Origin of the sequence: Chitinophaga ginsengisoli (assembly GCF_003014595.1) — a bacterium.
Lineage (GTDB): Bacteria > Bacteroidota > Bacteroidia > Chitinophagales > Chitinophagaceae > Chitinophaga > Chitinophaga ginsengisoli.
The window spans coordinates 35,696-52,408 of record NZ_PYGK01000002.1; the positions used below are offsets into that span (position 1 = coordinate 35,696).

Consider the following 16,713-nt stretch of genomic DNA (forward strand, 5'->3'; position numbering starts at 1 on the left):
TACAGTTAAATTTTCGGCACGGCGCTTCAACCGGCCACCAATGTTGTGAATAATTAAATAAATGTTAAAATTTCTGGCACGTCGCACTCGAACCGGCCATTAATGTTGTGATTAGCTGAAATAAATAGGTGACTAATGTTGTGATTAATCAGACTGAAATAGGTGCATTAAAAAACAATTCGTTACAATGCACTCCTCTGTTCTTCAATTAAAACAGGTGTTTAAAATGATAAGATATGGTACTCTTCTGTTTTCCAATTACATTTTCCAATAGTTCTTCTCCTCTTCTGTTGGGCTTCGTTTGGCATGCATCGTTTACGTTAACCGATGCGAAACATCTCATGACAAAGTAAATAGCAATTTGCTCTTTTTCAATTGCCATGCAAAGTTATAAATTATTCCAAAAAATCAAAACAAAATATATTTTGTAACAAAAAAAAATACGTTCAACAACTAACGAAAATCAATACTGGTAACAGTAACTCATCAATTAAATGACCGATGTTTACTATATTGTGTCGCCTATACAATCATTAATTGAAACCCTCACTATATGATAAAAAAAATTGTCAGCCTGACGTTCATTTGTAGTTTGCTCACATGCGTAGCATATTCACAAACTACCAAGGAAGAAAAGGAATTACTGAACGCTGTAGATCGTTTCACAAATGCCAACAAACAAAATTGGAATGATCTTGAGAAGTTAATGAACAGTTTACCCGACGATGAAATTGCGCAGCGGACAGAAAAATTCCGTAATGCTGTTTTTATCAAATCTTTCAATGTATTCAATCAGGCAAATGGTGATAAATATGCGGCTGTGCGGACTGCCAAATTTGCACAATATGCACCACCTCCACCCGCATTACTCGCGCTCGATTGGGATACCAGCAGCCTCCGCGCACCCAATAGTCTGACAGGCAATATTGATCTGTTCTCCGTAATACTCCTGCGCACATTCGATCCTACTTTAACAGCGCAGATCGCCAACTCGATGTTTGCCATCACCATATTCTCCGACTCAACATTACAGCCTATGGCGCTTCGCTATTACCGTGTAAAGGGGATGTATGGTATGCAGTTGTATACCCGGCATCTTTCCGGCGATTACTGGCAGGTCTGGGCTGCAGATCATATACTTGCGGTTTCATTCCGGTATGATGTAAGACGGGGAATTATCTCTGCTCCGAGCCGCACAAAGCTGGATGACCCCGCTTATGCCAGGATTCAATGGCCGCATTCTATTGAGAAGCCAGCCAATGAAACGGTGCGCCTGATGGATGATCTGCTGCAATCAATATGGGATAGTTACCCCGCTACCGGATATGATAATGAGGACCATTACTTTAGATACAGGCAATTACAGACGGCAAAACTGGCGGCATTCCTCAGTAGCAACCGCGGGCGTTACAGAATAGCTATAGAACAGGAGCTGCGCTCGCTGGAACAACCGCCAGCTACGCTGACCGGATTTAAAGAGCTGACTACAGCAGAGGACGACATTGTTCCCTACAGGGATAGTGCTTATAATGCAGCCACGTTTCTTTATCCGCGTCAGTGGGCGACAGCCATACAAATGGCGGCACTCTCCTATCTCCAGCTGGATCCGAAAGACTATGGAAGAAGAGTGCAACACAATGCAATATTCGGACTGAACAGTTATGCACGCCGGCTCAATGATGACGAGTGGGAAGTCTGGAACATAGGTGCACTGGATGCTTGTAGTTATATATGGGACCTCAGGTCCGGACATGTAAACAAAGCCCGTTACTGGGTCCGGGAGGAACCCGCGTCATAAAGTCCTGCGGCGGCCGGGTCAGCTGCCCGGTACAACTTGCCCCCGGGCTGTCGGCTGAAGTCCAACTCAAAGGCATGGCAAAGCCATAGTAAAGGCGTGTCAAAACCATGTTATCATTGATTACTTAGTCATGTGGAGGAACAACCAGGATGTTGGGTTAACTTTAGGTTTGAGACTGTATATAAGTTCGATATAACTTCGTTTTAACAATGCTTCACCTATGTTCATCTTACGTTGATCCTACGTTCCTGAACGCAGGATTAACGTAAGATAGACATAGGTGAAACATTGTTAATTCCTGTTTATATGCCGGTTATATCCTGTTTAAATGCTTCTCCGGTTGAATTCTCTTTCTCCTATTTTCGCCTTAAGCTTTCTCATAATCAAGCAGTATTACGCCTGATTTCGACGTAACAGCACCTTTAAGTTTCAAGTTAGTCCTGCCCTTCAGATCTGAAAAAAGCGGCGTTCCTCCTCCCAGTATCACCGGATGCACCGCAAGCAGGTAATTGTCGACGAGTCCCAGGTTAACAAACGTAGTGATCAGCTTTGCACCGCCATAAAGCCAGATGTCTTTTCCCGGATGTGCTTTTATTTCATTCACCCTATCAGCAATATCACCTGTAATATATGCAGCATCCTTACTTCCTGTCGGACGCGTTGAAAAAACATACTTGCTTTTGCTGTGCACATTCTCCCAAAGTCTTCTTTCTGGCCAAGAGGCATCGGCAGCAGGCTGATATTGCCCCCAGAGATCATAACTCACTCTCCCGTAAAAGATTGTATCGATCCGCGCCAGGAACTCATCAAAATGCGATGTAATACCCTCTTCTGAATCTGGTCCATCGTCCATGATGCACCAATCGATTTCCCCATTGGGTCCTTCAATAAAACCGTCCAGTGTTACAGCAAGGTTTAAGATCACTTTTCTCATATCGTATGGTTTAAGTTTTTATTTCCCCTGCAAGTTGCCGCAAAAATTTTTTTTATTATTAATTTTCTATTAACTTACTATTGCAAATAACGCAATTGTCAACCCGCTTTGTTTGTAACTCTGTATACCCAAATTAAATAATCATCCGAAAATTGGTATTAAAGTTTGGTTTTACCCCGATGGCTGGAATGCTCTGATTCCTGTTGAAATAATTGTAGATCATATGTTAAAAATCACCGCAACAATACTGTTCTCTTTCATATTTTATTCCACTTATGCGCAGGTGTCTGTTCGGGGAAAAATAACCGACAATAACCAACACCCGATGGCATTTGCGACAATAAGTGTGCAACAGGGAAACATTGTTGTGTATAATACATTTACAGACAGTACAGGCCACTATCGCTTCCCGGATATCAAAACAGGTAACTATAAATTCCTCATCCGACCCGGCGCCTTCAGAGATACATCCATATCGCTTGTCATTCATGCAGATACAACACTGAATATACAATACGATAAAGTACAAATGCTATCGGAAGTGATAGTACGGTCTAAGAAACCTGTTTTCGAGCGAACTATCGACCGGTTGCGGTTCAACGTGGCGGGAACAGATCTCGTGTATGGTAACAACATATGGGACGTTGTTGAAAAAACACCACTGATCAACGCCTCCTCCGACGGTACATTAGAGATCGCCGGTACTTCCGGTGCGATCGTATACATCAACAATAAAAAGAAAATACTGAGCGGCAATGCGCTCAAAAACTACCTGAGCAGCATTCCTTCTGATAACCTCGAAGCAATCGAAGTGATGACCACTCCGCCCAGTAAATATGATGCGGAAGGCGGCGCCGGTATCATCAATATCATCATCAAAAAGAATAAAGAAGAAGGACTGAATGGAAATGCCGTACTCAGTACCCGGCAAAGTGCTGTCAATTCACAGGCGGCAAGTGTATATCTCAATCATCGTAAAGGAAAATGGAACATCTATACAGATATCTATGCAGGCAACAGGAAAAGGAAACCGGAATTTAACAAGAACATCTACTACCCTTCCAATGGCACTGATAGTCTGGCACAAAGGCACATCAATTCTTCCAATGAGTTCCGTGTGTTATACCCCGGCGCCAGCCTCGGCGCAGATTACCAGCTCAATCGCAACCATGTGATAGGCCTGTTATTCGACTTCTCCGGCGACTGGCACAAGGAAACACGCGATGCCTACAGTCGCGATTATTATCCGCATGCCGATTCACTACGGTTCACCAACAACAATGATGATCTCAATTCACAAACATATGCACTGAACTTCAACTACCAGGGAAAACTGGATTCCACAGGCACTACACTCAGTGTGGATGTGGATGTGCTGGAATACAGATCCGGTAATAAATCACTCAGTAAAACACAAACGCTTGATACGGACACCTATAAGCCCCTGCTAACGAAAGACTGGTTCAGGAGTTCTTCTCCCCAGGATATCAGCAACAAATCTGTCAAAGCCGATCTGGAATGGCCTATTGGCAAAAAGGCATCGCTTGACCTGGGTGCAAAAATATCATTATCGTCCATCCACAATGACCTCGTGTTCGAGAACTGGACACCCGACTACACATGGGAGAAGGATTTTACAAGAAGTAATCTCTTCAGATATGATGAAAACGTCAGCTCTCTGTATGCCATATGGAATAGTGAAATAAACGCACGATGGAGTTATCAGCTGGGTATGAGAGTGGAAAACACGGTCGCCAAAGGATGGCTCAATGGCTCAAAGGTAGTGAACAGGAATTACACCAACGTCTTTCCTACTGCATTTCTCAAATACACCACCGCGAAAGAACGAACCTATGTACTGGCAGTATCCAGCAGGATCACCAGGCCTGGTTTCTGGGATGTGAATCCTTTCAGGATGTATACCACCGACCAGACCTATTTTGAAGGGAACCCCTTCCTCATGCCGTCAAAATATTACAGGCAGGAACTCAGTCATACACTGGAAGGTAAAACAGGTACCTACACCTTCCAGCTAGCTGCCAGCCAGCTGCTGGACGAGTTCTATGCACTCCCCTATAATCCTTCAGGAAATATCATTGCCAATAAAAAAACAAACTATGGAAATAAATACAGCTATTCAGGCGCAATGGTGTATTACAATAAACTGCTGCCCTGGTGGACTTTATCAGGGTCCCTGCTGACAGGCTATGTCATTTCCAGGGGGAAATATGCAGACAGTGTCGACATTAACAATGAATCTTTCCTGCTGAGTCTCTCGGCTAACCAGACCTTTACTATATCGAAGAAAAGAGGTCTCTCCTGTACGGTGATCGCGAAGAACACATTCCCTGTGACCATCGTCAATACAAAGATCTCCAACAGGCTGGAAACAGAGATCAGACTGCGGAAATCCATTCAGAATTTCAATATTGTACTATCTGCACAGGACCTGTTCAAAAGCAATATGGACAGATACAATATTATGCTGGACGGCCTGCGGATCATCGACAAAAACTATCACGATACGCGCAGTGTAGCGCTATCGGTAAGCTATAATTTCGGCAAGTCGACTGTAAAGAGTAAAAGAGACCGGGATACCGGAAATGATGACGTAAAAGGAAGAATTATGTAGTAACCCAACACCCCCGAATCCATCTGCTTTACTGGTGCTTCTTTAGTTTCATTTTTAATCCCAATAAATGAAAGGGCAATTGCCATGTCCTTACTGATGGCACATTTTTCATTTCTTTAAACCTCAAATTTTATGAAGAAAAAAACCAGGATCGCATCACAACCTGAACAGAAAAGCATCATCGATGAAGCACTGAAGTCCTCAGAAAATGAGCAACTTGACCTCTACAAAGCTATTTTCGGTGGCATAGGTGCTGACTGCCCTGTTGTTGCCGTTAGCAATCTGCGTTCAAGAGCATCTGCTTACGATAAGCACGATACTTTCCTGCAGGCAATTGGTTAATTAACCAGATGTATAGCCAATCTATCAGCAGATAGATTGGCTATTTACACCTCAACCCCGTTTCTACTATGAAAAAGATAAGCTCATTCGTGCTCAAGATTGCCAGCCGCTGTAACCTCAACTGTTCATACTGCTACATGTATAACCTGGGCGACAAGACCTATATGAATCAGCCAAAATTCATGTCTATCGACACCATCACGGCACTGGCAGAAAGACTACGGTCATATTGCAACGCGGCAGATATACAGTTTGTCCAGATCGTTTTCCATGGAGGGGAACCGCTGCTGCTGAGTAAAGAATTTTTCAGGGAAAGCATTGAGATCTTTACCAGCACCTGCCCCGATATTGAATTCTCTTATACTATCCAGACCAATGGCGTACAGCTGGACAACGACTGGTATCATTTCTTCAATGAATACCAGGTGAAGATAGGCATCAGCTTTGATGGCCCACGGCAACAACATGACAAGTACCGGAGGTTCCATAATGGGAAAGGCTCTTACGATGATGTAGCGACAGCCGTACGACTGGGGAAAGACAATGGTCTCGCCGGTATACTGATGGTATTAAACACGGATATTCCACCAGCAGATTTTTATAACGAGATCAAACAACTGGGCGTCAGAAACCTGAACCTCTTATTCCCTGATGGTCACCATAGCAAACTGCCCGGCGGATTTGATATGAAGCGGCTTTCCGAAGCAGGATACACCCCGTATGCAGACTGGCTGATCGCTTTGTTTGTACTATGGAAAAAGGATAAGAGCAGACCCACCATCCGGCTTTTTGAAAACATTATCGCATTGCTGATGGGCAATGAGCAGATCGGCAATCAGGCCATGGGAAAAAAAACCAATGGTGTTGCCGTCATAGAAACAAATGGCGGAATAGAGGTAGTCGATTCATTAAGGGCCTGTTATGAAGGCATCACCAGGAACAATCTGAATGTACATACCGGGAAGATAGAAGATCTATTTGGAGATGATGTATTTGAACTGTTCTACAACTCCCATGAAATGGTTTGCGAGCAGTGTCTCAACTGCCCCGTCTATGACATCTGCGGCGGTGGTTTCCTTGGCAACCGTTTCTCCGAAGCCAACGGATTTGATAATCCCACTATCTACTGTAAAGATATTATCCGCCTGGTCAGTTTCCTGCAGAACGATATATTGGAAAGCCTTCCTCCTGACACGGTTGACCGGATAGGTATTGAGAAAATGTCTTACGAGGAAGTATTGGAAGAACTGAAAAGGCCCGCTGACATCCCGATAGACAACAGTGTAAAACAAAAATTAATCTCATTCAAACAACTATCATGATGGAACTTAAAAAAGGAATCGGCTTATACAGCAAGCTGCCCGGGATTAATGAACAGTTGTACATTAATGAAGGAACAATCCCCGCTACAGCAGATACCGGGCTTTATTACAATCCCGGTTCATATATACCCCGGCATGGATGGAGACACCTACAACCTGCCGAATCAAAGTTATTAATCAGCCATGTTGCTGACGATACAGACTTCAGTAAAAGCATCTATGTAGGTGATATTCCGGATAATCTAAAGACCTCCTTTGCCACACTTGGCCTGGACCAGGTGAAAGAGCTGGATAAGGTCTATCCTACTTTAAAAGAGAACGAAGGCATCGTGAAGCAGATAACAGATGAACTGGATGTTTTTCTACGTCCATTGTCGGCGAACAGGAACTATAAGTTTCACCGTATCACGAGGGCGATGCCCAACCGTGAAACCATTACCTGTCATTATATCGACGAGCAGTTTATTTATATCGGCTTACATATCGATCAGAGCAAACGTTTCACGGCGCATACTGCGTATAAGTCAGGCAACCGTATCTCCATCAATCTCAGCAAAGAGAACCGCTTTCTGGCTTTCATTAATCTTTCTATGCGACAGGTAGTGAATATGCTGAGAGACAAGATGGACGTGGCGGAGGTGAACCCTGATAACATCGCCTATCATTTCTTCAAACACTACCCGGATTACCCCACTATTAAAATTGAGATCAAACCTTATCAGTATTACATAGCGCCTACGGATAATTTCTTTCATGATGCCACCACATTAGGCAACAAGGAAATAGATGTAACGATTGTGTACACGGGTGTTTTTGACACGGTCCATTTAAATAACTAGTGTATGAAAATGATCAGGGGTATCCGGCTGCACAACCAGACTGCTGATGGGCACACCATCGTTTCCATTAACACAGGTGTTCTGCACCATGCCGGTCAGGAGAAACAGGCAGTGAACTATGAAGGACTTTCCTTTGTGCCCGGCTTTGAAGAGGGCGCCTTCCTGCCAAAAAAGAACTGGCGGTCGCTAAACAGTACAGAACTAAACATACTAAAGCCCGTGGGCAAACATGATATTGGCAAAACGATCTGTATAGGAGAAATTCCTGACGAGCTCAAAACGCTGTTCGAACAATTGCACCTGGACACCTGCAGGAACAGGGAGGATGTCTTTGCAAGATTCAGAGAGCATCCAACAATTACGACAGCTATCAATACATTGACAGATCAGTTCCTGCAAAGCAAATCCAACGGGCATCCATATAAGTTCCACTACCTGGGCACCAATCTGCCAGACCTGGAAGTAACAGCCTGCGATACGACGGTGATGCGGACGGGTTATACAGAGCAGGATAAGAAGTACATGGGTATTCATAACGATGGTACCGAGTATGTGTCTCCTTACCAGTTACATAAACTGGGGAACAGGCTGACGATCAACCTTGGCAGGGAGCCCCGCTCCTTCCTGTTCCTGAACCTCACTATGGTGCAGGCGCTCAATAAGCTGAAGCAGGTCATAGATGTAGATGAACATAAGATAGATATCATCAATATCGCTGACTACTTCTTTAAATATTTCCCGGATTATCCGGTGGTAAAGATCACACAACATCCGTATCAATATTACATCGCCCCAACAGATAATTGTTTCCATGACGGATCAACACTGGGAATGAAGTCGCTGGATATCATCCTGGTATATTTCGGCATGTTCACCTGTAAGATGTAACACAAACCTTTTTGAATATGATGCAATTAAAAAAAGGGATCACTATCCATAACAAGTTGCCGGAGCGCTATGATGCCCTGAGCATCAATTCCGGTACCGTTTACCATACAGAACAGGAAGCGCCGCCTGTTAATTTTCAGGGACTTCATTACACTCCCCGGTACATTGATGGCGCCTATGTGATCAAAAGAGACTGGCGGCCGCTGAATGGAGATGAGATCAGGTGTCTGCAGGCGAATGGTCAACGCACTGATTATAGCACCATCTACCTGGGAGACATTCCTGAGCAGCTGAAAGACCTTTTCCAATCACTCTCTTTAAACGGTGCCGGCAACAGGGACGAAGTAATGGAAAAACTGGCAGCAAGCCCGGAGAAGACAAAAGCACTCAGTGAACAGATCAATGCCTTCTTGCAACCACTAGCCAATCAACAGCCCTTCAAATTCCATTGTATAGGCATTAATTTCCCCAATATTGAGCTGGTGGCCTGTAATACAACCAGACTACCAGCAGGCTACAAACCGCAGGATATCAGGTATATGGGCATGCATAATGATGGCACCAGAGATATGACCATCTATACCGCCAATAAAGCAGGCAACAGGATCTCTATCAATATTGGTGAGGAAAGCAGGTCATTCCTGTTTGTAAACCTCTCTATGGTACAGGCCATCAATATGCTGAAGAAGAAAATAGATATTGCGGAACATAATGTCAACATCGCCAACATCGGCCGCTTCTTCTTTCAGTATTACCCGGATTATCCGGTGATAAAGATCCGGCAAAAACCCTATCAGTACTATATCGCACCAACAGATAATTGCTTCCATGATGGTTCTACATTGGGTAGTTCCACGCTGGATGTTACCATGGTCTATTTTGGCAACTTTCAATATTAATGTATGCGTCTGAAACAAGGCATAAGATTACACAGCCTCTTACCGGAGGGATATGATGCTGTTTTCATTAACTCGGGTACCTCGCCTTATCAGGAACAGGTACTGGCAGAAGTAGACTTCCAGGACTGGCATTTTACGCCCCTCTTTGAAGACGATGCCTATCTGCCGAAGAAAGACTGGCGAAAGATGAATCCGCAGGAGGCATCTATTATCTGCTCCAAAACAACACGTAAAGATTACAACACCATCTTTACAGGTTATATTCCCGAAGAGCTACAGGACACTATCAGGCAACTCGGACTGGAACAGTCACAAAACCGGGAGGAAGTGATGCAAAAGTTCAGGGATCATCCTGCTACAGTTCAACAGCTCAATACAAAGATGCAGCAGTTCCTGACGACTGTGGCAGATAACAAGCCCTTTCACTTTCACTGTATAGCTGCCAATCTGCCCAACCTGGAAATGGTAGCCTGTGATATTACACGGTTGCGTGAGAACTTTACTGTACCAGAGAAAAGGTATATAGGACTGCATAATGATGGTACGCAGTTTATGACCCTGCATACTACGCATAAAGCGGGCAACCGTATCACTATTAACCTTGGTAAACAATCGAGGATATTTTACTTCGTAAACCTCACCATGATACAGGCATTGAACATGCTGGCGAAAAAGATCGATGTGAAAGAGCAGGGTATCAATATCCATAACGTGTCTGCACATTTCTTTAAACATTACCCGGAGTATCCCGTCATCAAGTTCATTCAACAACCTTATCAGTATTACATTGCCCCGACTGATAACTGCTTTCATGACGGATCAACGCTGGGCAATACGGTATTAGACATCAACATGGTTTATTTTGGAACTTTCAGATGCTGAACTTTAATCAATACCCCTTTCAGAAACAGCTGGACTCGATGGATTGCGGGCCTGCCTGTTTAAAGATGATCACCGCCTATCATCGTATTGAGACGAATATTTTCGTGCTCAGAGAATGGTGTAATACATCCAGGCTGGGCACCAGTATAGGCGACATTGTTTATGCCGCGGAACAAACCGGTCTGAAAGCACTGGTACTGAAAACTACGGATGAATATCTGACGAAACAGCAGCCCTTCCCCTGTATATTACACTGGAGAGAGAATCACTATGTGGTGTTGTATAACATCAAAGACGGAAAGTATACCATTGCTGATCCCGGGTATGGTATCGCTACGTTATCACGCGAAGAATTTATGCGTTCCTGGCTGGGCAGAGGAGAAAAGGGTATTGCCATGTTCGTGGAACCTGATCCTTCGCTGACAAACAATACAGTCAACAACCCGGCCCACAAGCGGAATATATCCCGTCAGTTCCTGCAATTCCTGAAACCCCATGCAGGGAATACGGGTATACTCTTCCTGATCATCCTTATCGCCAGCCTGATATCATTACTGATACCGAGAACGATCCAGTATATGACAGATCATGGGGTACAGGAAAAGAACATCCATATCATCTGGAAGATGCTTTTGTTCCAGTTTGTACTATTTGGCAGCCTTACTTTTACTAACTATATCAAGAACCTGATCCAGGCGAAGCTCAGCACGAAGCTGAGTATCAGTATTATCTCTGAATTCCTTGTTAAGCTATTACACTTGCCGGTGTCCTTTTTCGATACAAAGAACCATGCAGACATCTATCAGCGTATAGATGACCACGAGCGGGTGGAAACCTTCCTGTCTACGAAACTGGTCGCCTTTATTTTCTCGGTAGCCTTGCTGGTATCGTATGTATTGCAAATGTTGTTCTTTGACAAATACATTGTGCTCAGCTTTGTGGTATTTACCGTGCTGTCTTTCATCTGGTTCCTGCTGTTCCTGGGTAAGCGGAAGGAACTGGACTATCGTCGCTTCGGACTTGCTATTGAGGAACGGCATTACCTCAATGATCTTATTTCAGGCATGACGGAGATCAAGCTGAACAACGCGCAGGCCGTCAGGGTAAGACAATGGCAGGACTTACAACAGAAACTGTACGACTTCAAACTGGGCAATCTCAAGCTATCGCACCTGCAACAGAATGGGATCAACACCATCAATCAGCTGAAGAACATCTTCATTACTTTCCTCTGCGCCTACTGGGTTATCAACGATAAAATAACTTTCGGTGTGATGCTGAGTATCAGCTACATCATTGGCCAGCTGGCCATCCCTTTACAGGAGGTGATGAACTTCTTCCATGACTACCAGGATGCCAGGACCTCCTTCGAACGCCTGAATGAAATACAGTTAAAGGCTAATGAAAACGATGAAGAGAAGCTTGACTTCCCGGCAACATTCAGGGAAGGATTTGAGATTGTTGATCTTTCATTCAAGTATGCCGGCGTGCATAATAACTATGTGCTCCGTGATATTCATCTCACTATTCCCAAGGGCAAGATCACTGCTATAGTAGGCACCAGCGGGAGTGGTAAAACCACTTTAATGAAGTTGCTTTTAGGGTTTTATGCCCCTCAGCAGGGTCATATATTAGTAGACAATATCGACCTTCAAAGGATCAATACAGACGACCTGAGAAAGCATTGTGGTGTGGTGATGCAGGACGGATATATTTACAGCGCCTCCATTGCGCAGAATATTGCGATGACCGACAGGGATATTGATGTGGAACAGGTACAGCGCGCGCTGCAGATAGCTTGTCTGGATGAATTTGTAGACTCCTTACCACAAAAGCACAATACACTACTTGGCAGCATTGGTGTAGAGCTGAGTGGTGGACAGAAACAACGCTTATTTATTGCGCGGGCGGTATATAACAATCCCAGGATCATCCTTTTTGACGAGGCCACCAATGCACTGGACTCCAACAACGAAAGAGCGATCATGGACAACCTGGAACAATTCTTTGAAGGGAAGACGGTCGTGGTTATTGCACACCGGTTGAGTACTGTGAAGAATGCCGCACAGATAGTCGTGCTGGAAAAAGGTGAGATCGTGGAAGTAGGCTCTCATGCAGGGCTAACTAAGAACCGGGGGAAGTATTTTGAATTGGTGAAGAACCAATTGGAATTAGGCGTGTAATTGATGCCTCATATAACAGACAAAGGCCGCACAAAGGCGGCCCTTATCGTTTTTACAGATCAATTCACTTAAAGCACCACGAGCTTTTGTGTGGAGTTGAGCGCTGTATTCGCGATCTTCACCAGGTATACGCCTGGTTTAAGCGCTTTAGGTTCTACTGTATAATTATTACCTGTAGTTACTTTCTGCAGCAGCAGTTCACCTGTCAGGCTATAGACAGTGATAATACTTCTTTCCATTTTAGCATTTGAGAAACGGATCTGCACACCGTTGCTGGCTGGAGCCGGATTAGGAAATACCTGAAACTCAGGATGAGCGTACACAAGTTTGTATTCCTCAGGTCTTGCCTGTCCGTTGAATGGCTGGTTACAGTATAAAGACCAGTCAATACCAGATTTAGTCTCAGCAAAAGCTTCGCTGGTTCTTGCACTTGAAAGCAGGGCAGCAGTATACCATTTTGTGTTCACGCTGGCAGCGCCGGTAACACCGGTAACGAGCTGCAGACGGTAGTCATACTTTGCTTTCCTGGTAGCTTCTCCTGAATAGATATAATCGGTGTTTGTAATGATAGCGATCACTACATTGTTAGCAGGAGCAGCAGCAAGTTTCAGCGTAACGTTACCGCTGGAAACATACTGGCTGTATACAGGCGTACCATTGGCAGTCCAGTAAGCCAGCTGACAGGTCATATTTGCACCAATTGGCTGGAAGTTAACCGTAACGGTATTGCCGGTCACTGTTAAAGGGATCTGGTTAGCGCCAGACCAACCTGGCAGTGTAGTGGTATCTGGTCTCAGTACACCGTTGGTATTGGTCGTTTTCGCATAAGGAGTGGCAGTCCACGGAGCAGGATTCAACCAGGAAGGCTGCCACTCAGCACCGATAGCGCTACCGAAGTTATCATTGAGTAATTGCACAACAGCTCTCTTCCATTTACCAAAATCAGCCATCGCCTGTTTAGCCCTGTATTCTGTAATCAGCCTGCGCATCTGGGCAGCACCGATGCCGCTTGCGATACCTTCCAGTACCCTCGAAGAGGCATATCTCCAGATCCATGGAACAGCGTTGTCGCCCAGGGTATTACCCAGGAAAGTAGGGAATGAAGAGCTGTACTGGTGTCCGCCCAGGAATCTGCGCCATGTACAAAGCTGTTGGCCTGCACTGTTAAACATGTTCACGCCTTCTGCTGACGGTCCGCCGAAGCTACCATCCTGCAGCCAGCCTGAATAACATTCGATCGGCATAAACGGTGCGATGAAATCCGTACCATTCAGGAAGCCCATGGAGCTGTAGTTATTGGACCTGCGTGCATCAGCTGTTTGCTGGAACCACACGTTACCACCTTCATGGAACCATGCAGAGTTCTTTACGCCAGGCAGGTCAGCCAGTGTTGCGTGAATACCCTCATGTACCATCGCACTTCTCTGGTATTCGCCATCGCTGCCGGTAAATTTAGGATCAAAAGCATATACCGGATAATAAGAAGCCAGGATCATCGGCCAGCTCTTTCCGTTGTAAGAAATGGCGCTCTGCCATCCGCCAAGCTCTGTGCTATCTGCCTGGTCAGTGCAAAGACCCGAACCGTACAGATATACAGCACTCTTATAACCACTTCTCGCTCTCAGATCAGCAGGCCAGCCCATTGTATCGCGGAAGTATTTGAACTCGCTGTTCAGGCGTGCCAGCATGGGTGTGATAGCTGCTGAAGTAATGTTAGAGCGTTTCTTTGGTCCCCAGCGGAATGTCCACCAGCCGGATGACTGTGTACCTGCCACCTGCGGACAGTCATTCAATACCTGTTGAGGTTCAGCCAGATTAGGATATTCAGTCCTGAAGTCATAACTGATGGTAGGCGAGTATTTAGGCCAGGTATAGTTGCTGCTGTCGCCACCAGTTGGAGGAGGAGTTGTTACAGCCGTACCGTATACCTGCCATTCCAGTATCCCTGTTGACTGCGAAGTGTTACGCATAGACAGCCGCAGCCGGGTTACATTCACTGATGCGAATGATACGGTGTTGAATGCATTTTTCTGTAAAGGAACATTGGCCAGCTGTGTCCATGCGGAGCCGTTCCAATATTCAAGATAAGCAGTAGTAGGTGTCAGTACACCACCCGCATCATCAAACCAGTACACCTGTGCGGAGGTAACAGCGTAAGTCTGTGACCAGTCATACTGCACCCATTGGATGGAATTCGGATTATCCCAGTTGCCATAGGCGCCATGGGTTTTGTCGTTTGAGTTGGCCGGCGTATAATTGTCATTTAACGCCGTGATTGTTTCCCAGGAGGAAACATAAGAAGTTGAGGAGCTGGCTTGTGGCGCAATATTCGTTTGTGCGTGCGCGACAATACTGCCAAACAACAACAGGAGCGATGCTCTTGTAAATTTCAGCATGTGTGTTTCTTTTAAATGGTGATAAAAAAAGGATAGCCTGATAGTCGTTCATTTCACCATCGACGGGTTTTTCAAGTCACAGTAATCCCTGCAGCGGGCTTTTCAAGTCGCTGCTTCATAGGTTCTCGTATTAGTCTTCGGAATAAAAATAAACTATAGCAGAATAGAACGCCATAGCTGGGTTGTATCATTTTCCTATACCGTGAATGGTTCTTTTGAGTTTAAATAATATGGTTCTTGATGCTCAGTACACTAGACTATTGCACGCTGTAAAAATAGTATAGTCCTCAATACCGAGACCTCCATATTTTAACTTCTTTGAATAGTATTTTATCCATATGGTGTCAAAAGGACACTATATAATGGTATGCCAATATTAAGCGATTATTATCAACAGTAACAGCCCCACGATTTCCTGGCAGAATTGTTCCAGGTTAAATATACCCGCTGAACCCACCGCTATTTCTCCCTGATAAATTGACGCATTAAACAAAGTAGTTTGACGTTTTAAACAAAGTCGTTTCCCGTTGTTGTCTTTAGCTTTGTCTCATAAAATTCTTAAAAATGAAAGACAACTATAGCGGCGCATTACAACAGCCCCTCCATTCAGGATTCAACGCTACCTCCACTACACAGGATGTAATAAAAGGAATTGACCTTCAGGGTAAAACAGTGATTGTTACTGGTGGTTATGCAGGTATAGGACTGGAAACAGTAAAGACCCTGGTGGCAGCAGGCGCTAAAGTGATCGTGCCGGCAAGAGATGTACAGAAGGCAGCTAACAATCTGAAAGGTGTCCCTAATATAACAGTAGCAAGTATGGATCTGATGAACCCTGCCTCTATCGATGCTTTTGCAGATGCATTCCTTTCTACCCATGCGCAGCTCGATATCCTTATCAATAATGCGGGCATTATGTGGGTGCCGCTGCAACGTGATGAACGTGGTTATGAATCGCAGCTGGCTACCAATCACCTGGGGCACTTTCAGCTAACAGCAAAGTTATGGCCAGCCTTAAAGAAAGCCAACGGCGCCCGTGTAGTGAATGTATCTTCCTTCGGGCACCAGATGGCGCCCTTCAACTTTGAAGACCCAAATTTCATCAATCGGGAGTATGAGACCTTACAGGGTTACGGACAATCCAAAACAGCTAATAATCTCTTCTCTGTAGAACTGGACCATCGCGGTAAAGCCTACGGTGTACGTGCCTTTTCCCTGCATCCCGGCTCGGTGTTGGGTACCGACCTGGGACGTGTTGCACCTATGGCCTTATTCCAGCAAATGGGAACACATGATGCGAATGGCGACATCTATCCTGAAGTAGCGGCTAAACTTAAAACTGTTGCACAGGGTGCGGCCACTTCTGTATGGTGCGCTACCAGTCCGCAGTTAAATGGTATTGGTGGTGTGTATTGTGAGGATGCGGATATTGCGCAACTCGATGAAGGGAATATTGAACACAATTATGACGATCCTTCTTCACTACGTGGTGTAAAACCATATGCGGTGGATGCCGCCAATGCACAAAGATTATGGACGCTGAGCGAAGAGATGACAGGTATTTCATTTCCTGCAAACTGACGCGATCATTCGCGACA

General features: G+C 44.9%; 12 protein-coding genes. 10 read left to right on the plus strand and 2 right to left on the minus strand.

Annotated elements, in window-relative coordinates:
• Window positions 1-553 precede the first annotated feature (553 nt).
• Window positions 554-1,798: a hypothetical protein gene (locus tag CLV42_RS04685; RefSeq protein ID WP_106600745.1), complete on the plus strand. Its 1,245-nt coding sequence runs from the start codon at window positions 554-556 to the stop codon at window positions 1,796-1,798.
• 367 nt (window positions 1,799-2,165) lie between these two features.
• Here CLV42_RS04685 and CLV42_RS04690 read toward each other — a convergent pair whose 3' ends face one another.
• Window positions 2,166-2,732 (minus strand): dihydrofolate reductase family protein, encoded by a 567-nt coding sequence (locus CLV42_RS04690; protein WP_106600746.1) that lies wholly within the window; start codon window positions 2,730-2,732, stop codon window positions 2,166-2,168.
• Window positions 2,733-2,955: 223 nt separating this feature from the next.
• On the opposite strand from CLV42_RS04690, the gene CLV42_RS04695 reads away from it, so the two are divergent.
• The 8 genes from CLV42_RS04695 to CLV42_RS04730 all read left to right on the plus strand — a co-directional run bounded on the left by CLV42_RS04695 (window position 2,956) and on the right by CLV42_RS04730 (window position 12,719).
• Window positions 2,956-5,364, plus strand: coding sequence for an outer membrane beta-barrel family protein (locus CLV42_RS04695; protein ID WP_106600747.1), 2,409 nt, complete (start codon window positions 2,956-2,958; stop codon window positions 5,362-5,364).
• 132 nt (window positions 5,365-5,496) lie between these two features.
• On the plus strand, window positions 5,497-5,706 hold the full coding sequence (locus tag CLV42_RS04700) for a hypothetical protein (protein WP_106600748.1): 210 nt from the start codon (window positions 5,497-5,499) through the stop codon (window positions 5,704-5,706).
• Window positions 5,707-5,774: 68 nt separating this feature from the next.
• Complete coding sequence (locus CLV42_RS04705; RefSeq protein ID WP_106600749.1) at window positions 5,775-7,028, plus strand: radical SAM protein; 1,254 nt, start codon at window positions 5,775-5,777, stop codon at window positions 7,026-7,028.
• Complete coding sequence (locus CLV42_RS04710) at window positions 7,025-7,867, plus strand: hypothetical protein (RefSeq protein WP_106600750.1); 843 nt, start codon at window positions 7,025-7,027, stop codon at window positions 7,865-7,867. The genes CLV42_RS04705 and CLV42_RS04710 overlap by 4 nt, the downstream gene beginning before the upstream one ends.
• A 3-nt stretch (window positions 7,868-7,870) precedes the next feature.
• Window positions 7,871-8,755, plus strand: a complete 885-nt coding sequence (locus tag CLV42_RS04715; RefSeq protein WP_106600751.1) for a hypothetical protein — start codon at window positions 7,871-7,873, stop codon at window positions 8,753-8,755.
• 17 nt (window positions 8,756-8,772) lie between these two features.
• Window positions 8,773-9,654 carry a hypothetical protein gene (locus CLV42_RS04720; protein WP_211303388.1) on the plus strand — a complete coding sequence of 294 codons (882 nt, stop codon included), beginning with the start codon at window positions 8,773-8,775 and terminating at the stop codon, window positions 9,652-9,654.
• 3 nt (window positions 9,655-9,657) lie between these two features.
• Window positions 9,658-10,536, plus strand: coding sequence for a hypothetical protein (locus CLV42_RS04725; protein WP_106600752.1), 879 nt, complete (start codon window positions 9,658-9,660; stop codon window positions 10,534-10,536).
• A complete protein-coding gene (locus CLV42_RS04730; RefSeq protein WP_106600753.1) occupies window positions 10,530-12,719 on the plus strand; it encodes a peptidase domain-containing ABC transporter in 2,190 nt (729 codons plus the stop codon). Before CLV42_RS04725 ends, CLV42_RS04730 begins: the two co-directional genes overlap by 7 nt.
• A gap of 68 nt (window positions 12,720-12,787) precedes the next feature.
• On the opposite strand, the gene CLV42_RS04735 is transcribed toward CLV42_RS04730, so the two are convergent.
• Window positions 12,788-15,115 carry a T9SS type A sorting domain-containing protein gene (locus CLV42_RS04735; protein ID WP_106600754.1) on the minus strand — a complete coding sequence of 776 codons (2,328 nt, stop codon included), beginning with the start codon at window positions 15,113-15,115 and terminating at the stop codon, window positions 12,788-12,790.
• 564 nt (window positions 15,116-15,679) lie between these two features.
• Here CLV42_RS04735 and CLV42_RS04740 point away from each other — a divergent pair.
• On the plus strand, window positions 15,680-16,696 hold the full coding sequence (locus CLV42_RS04740; RefSeq protein ID WP_106600755.1) for an SDR family NAD(P)-dependent oxidoreductase: 1,017 nt from the start codon (window positions 15,680-15,682) through the stop codon (window positions 16,694-16,696).
• Window positions 16,697-16,713: the final 17 nt, after the last annotated feature.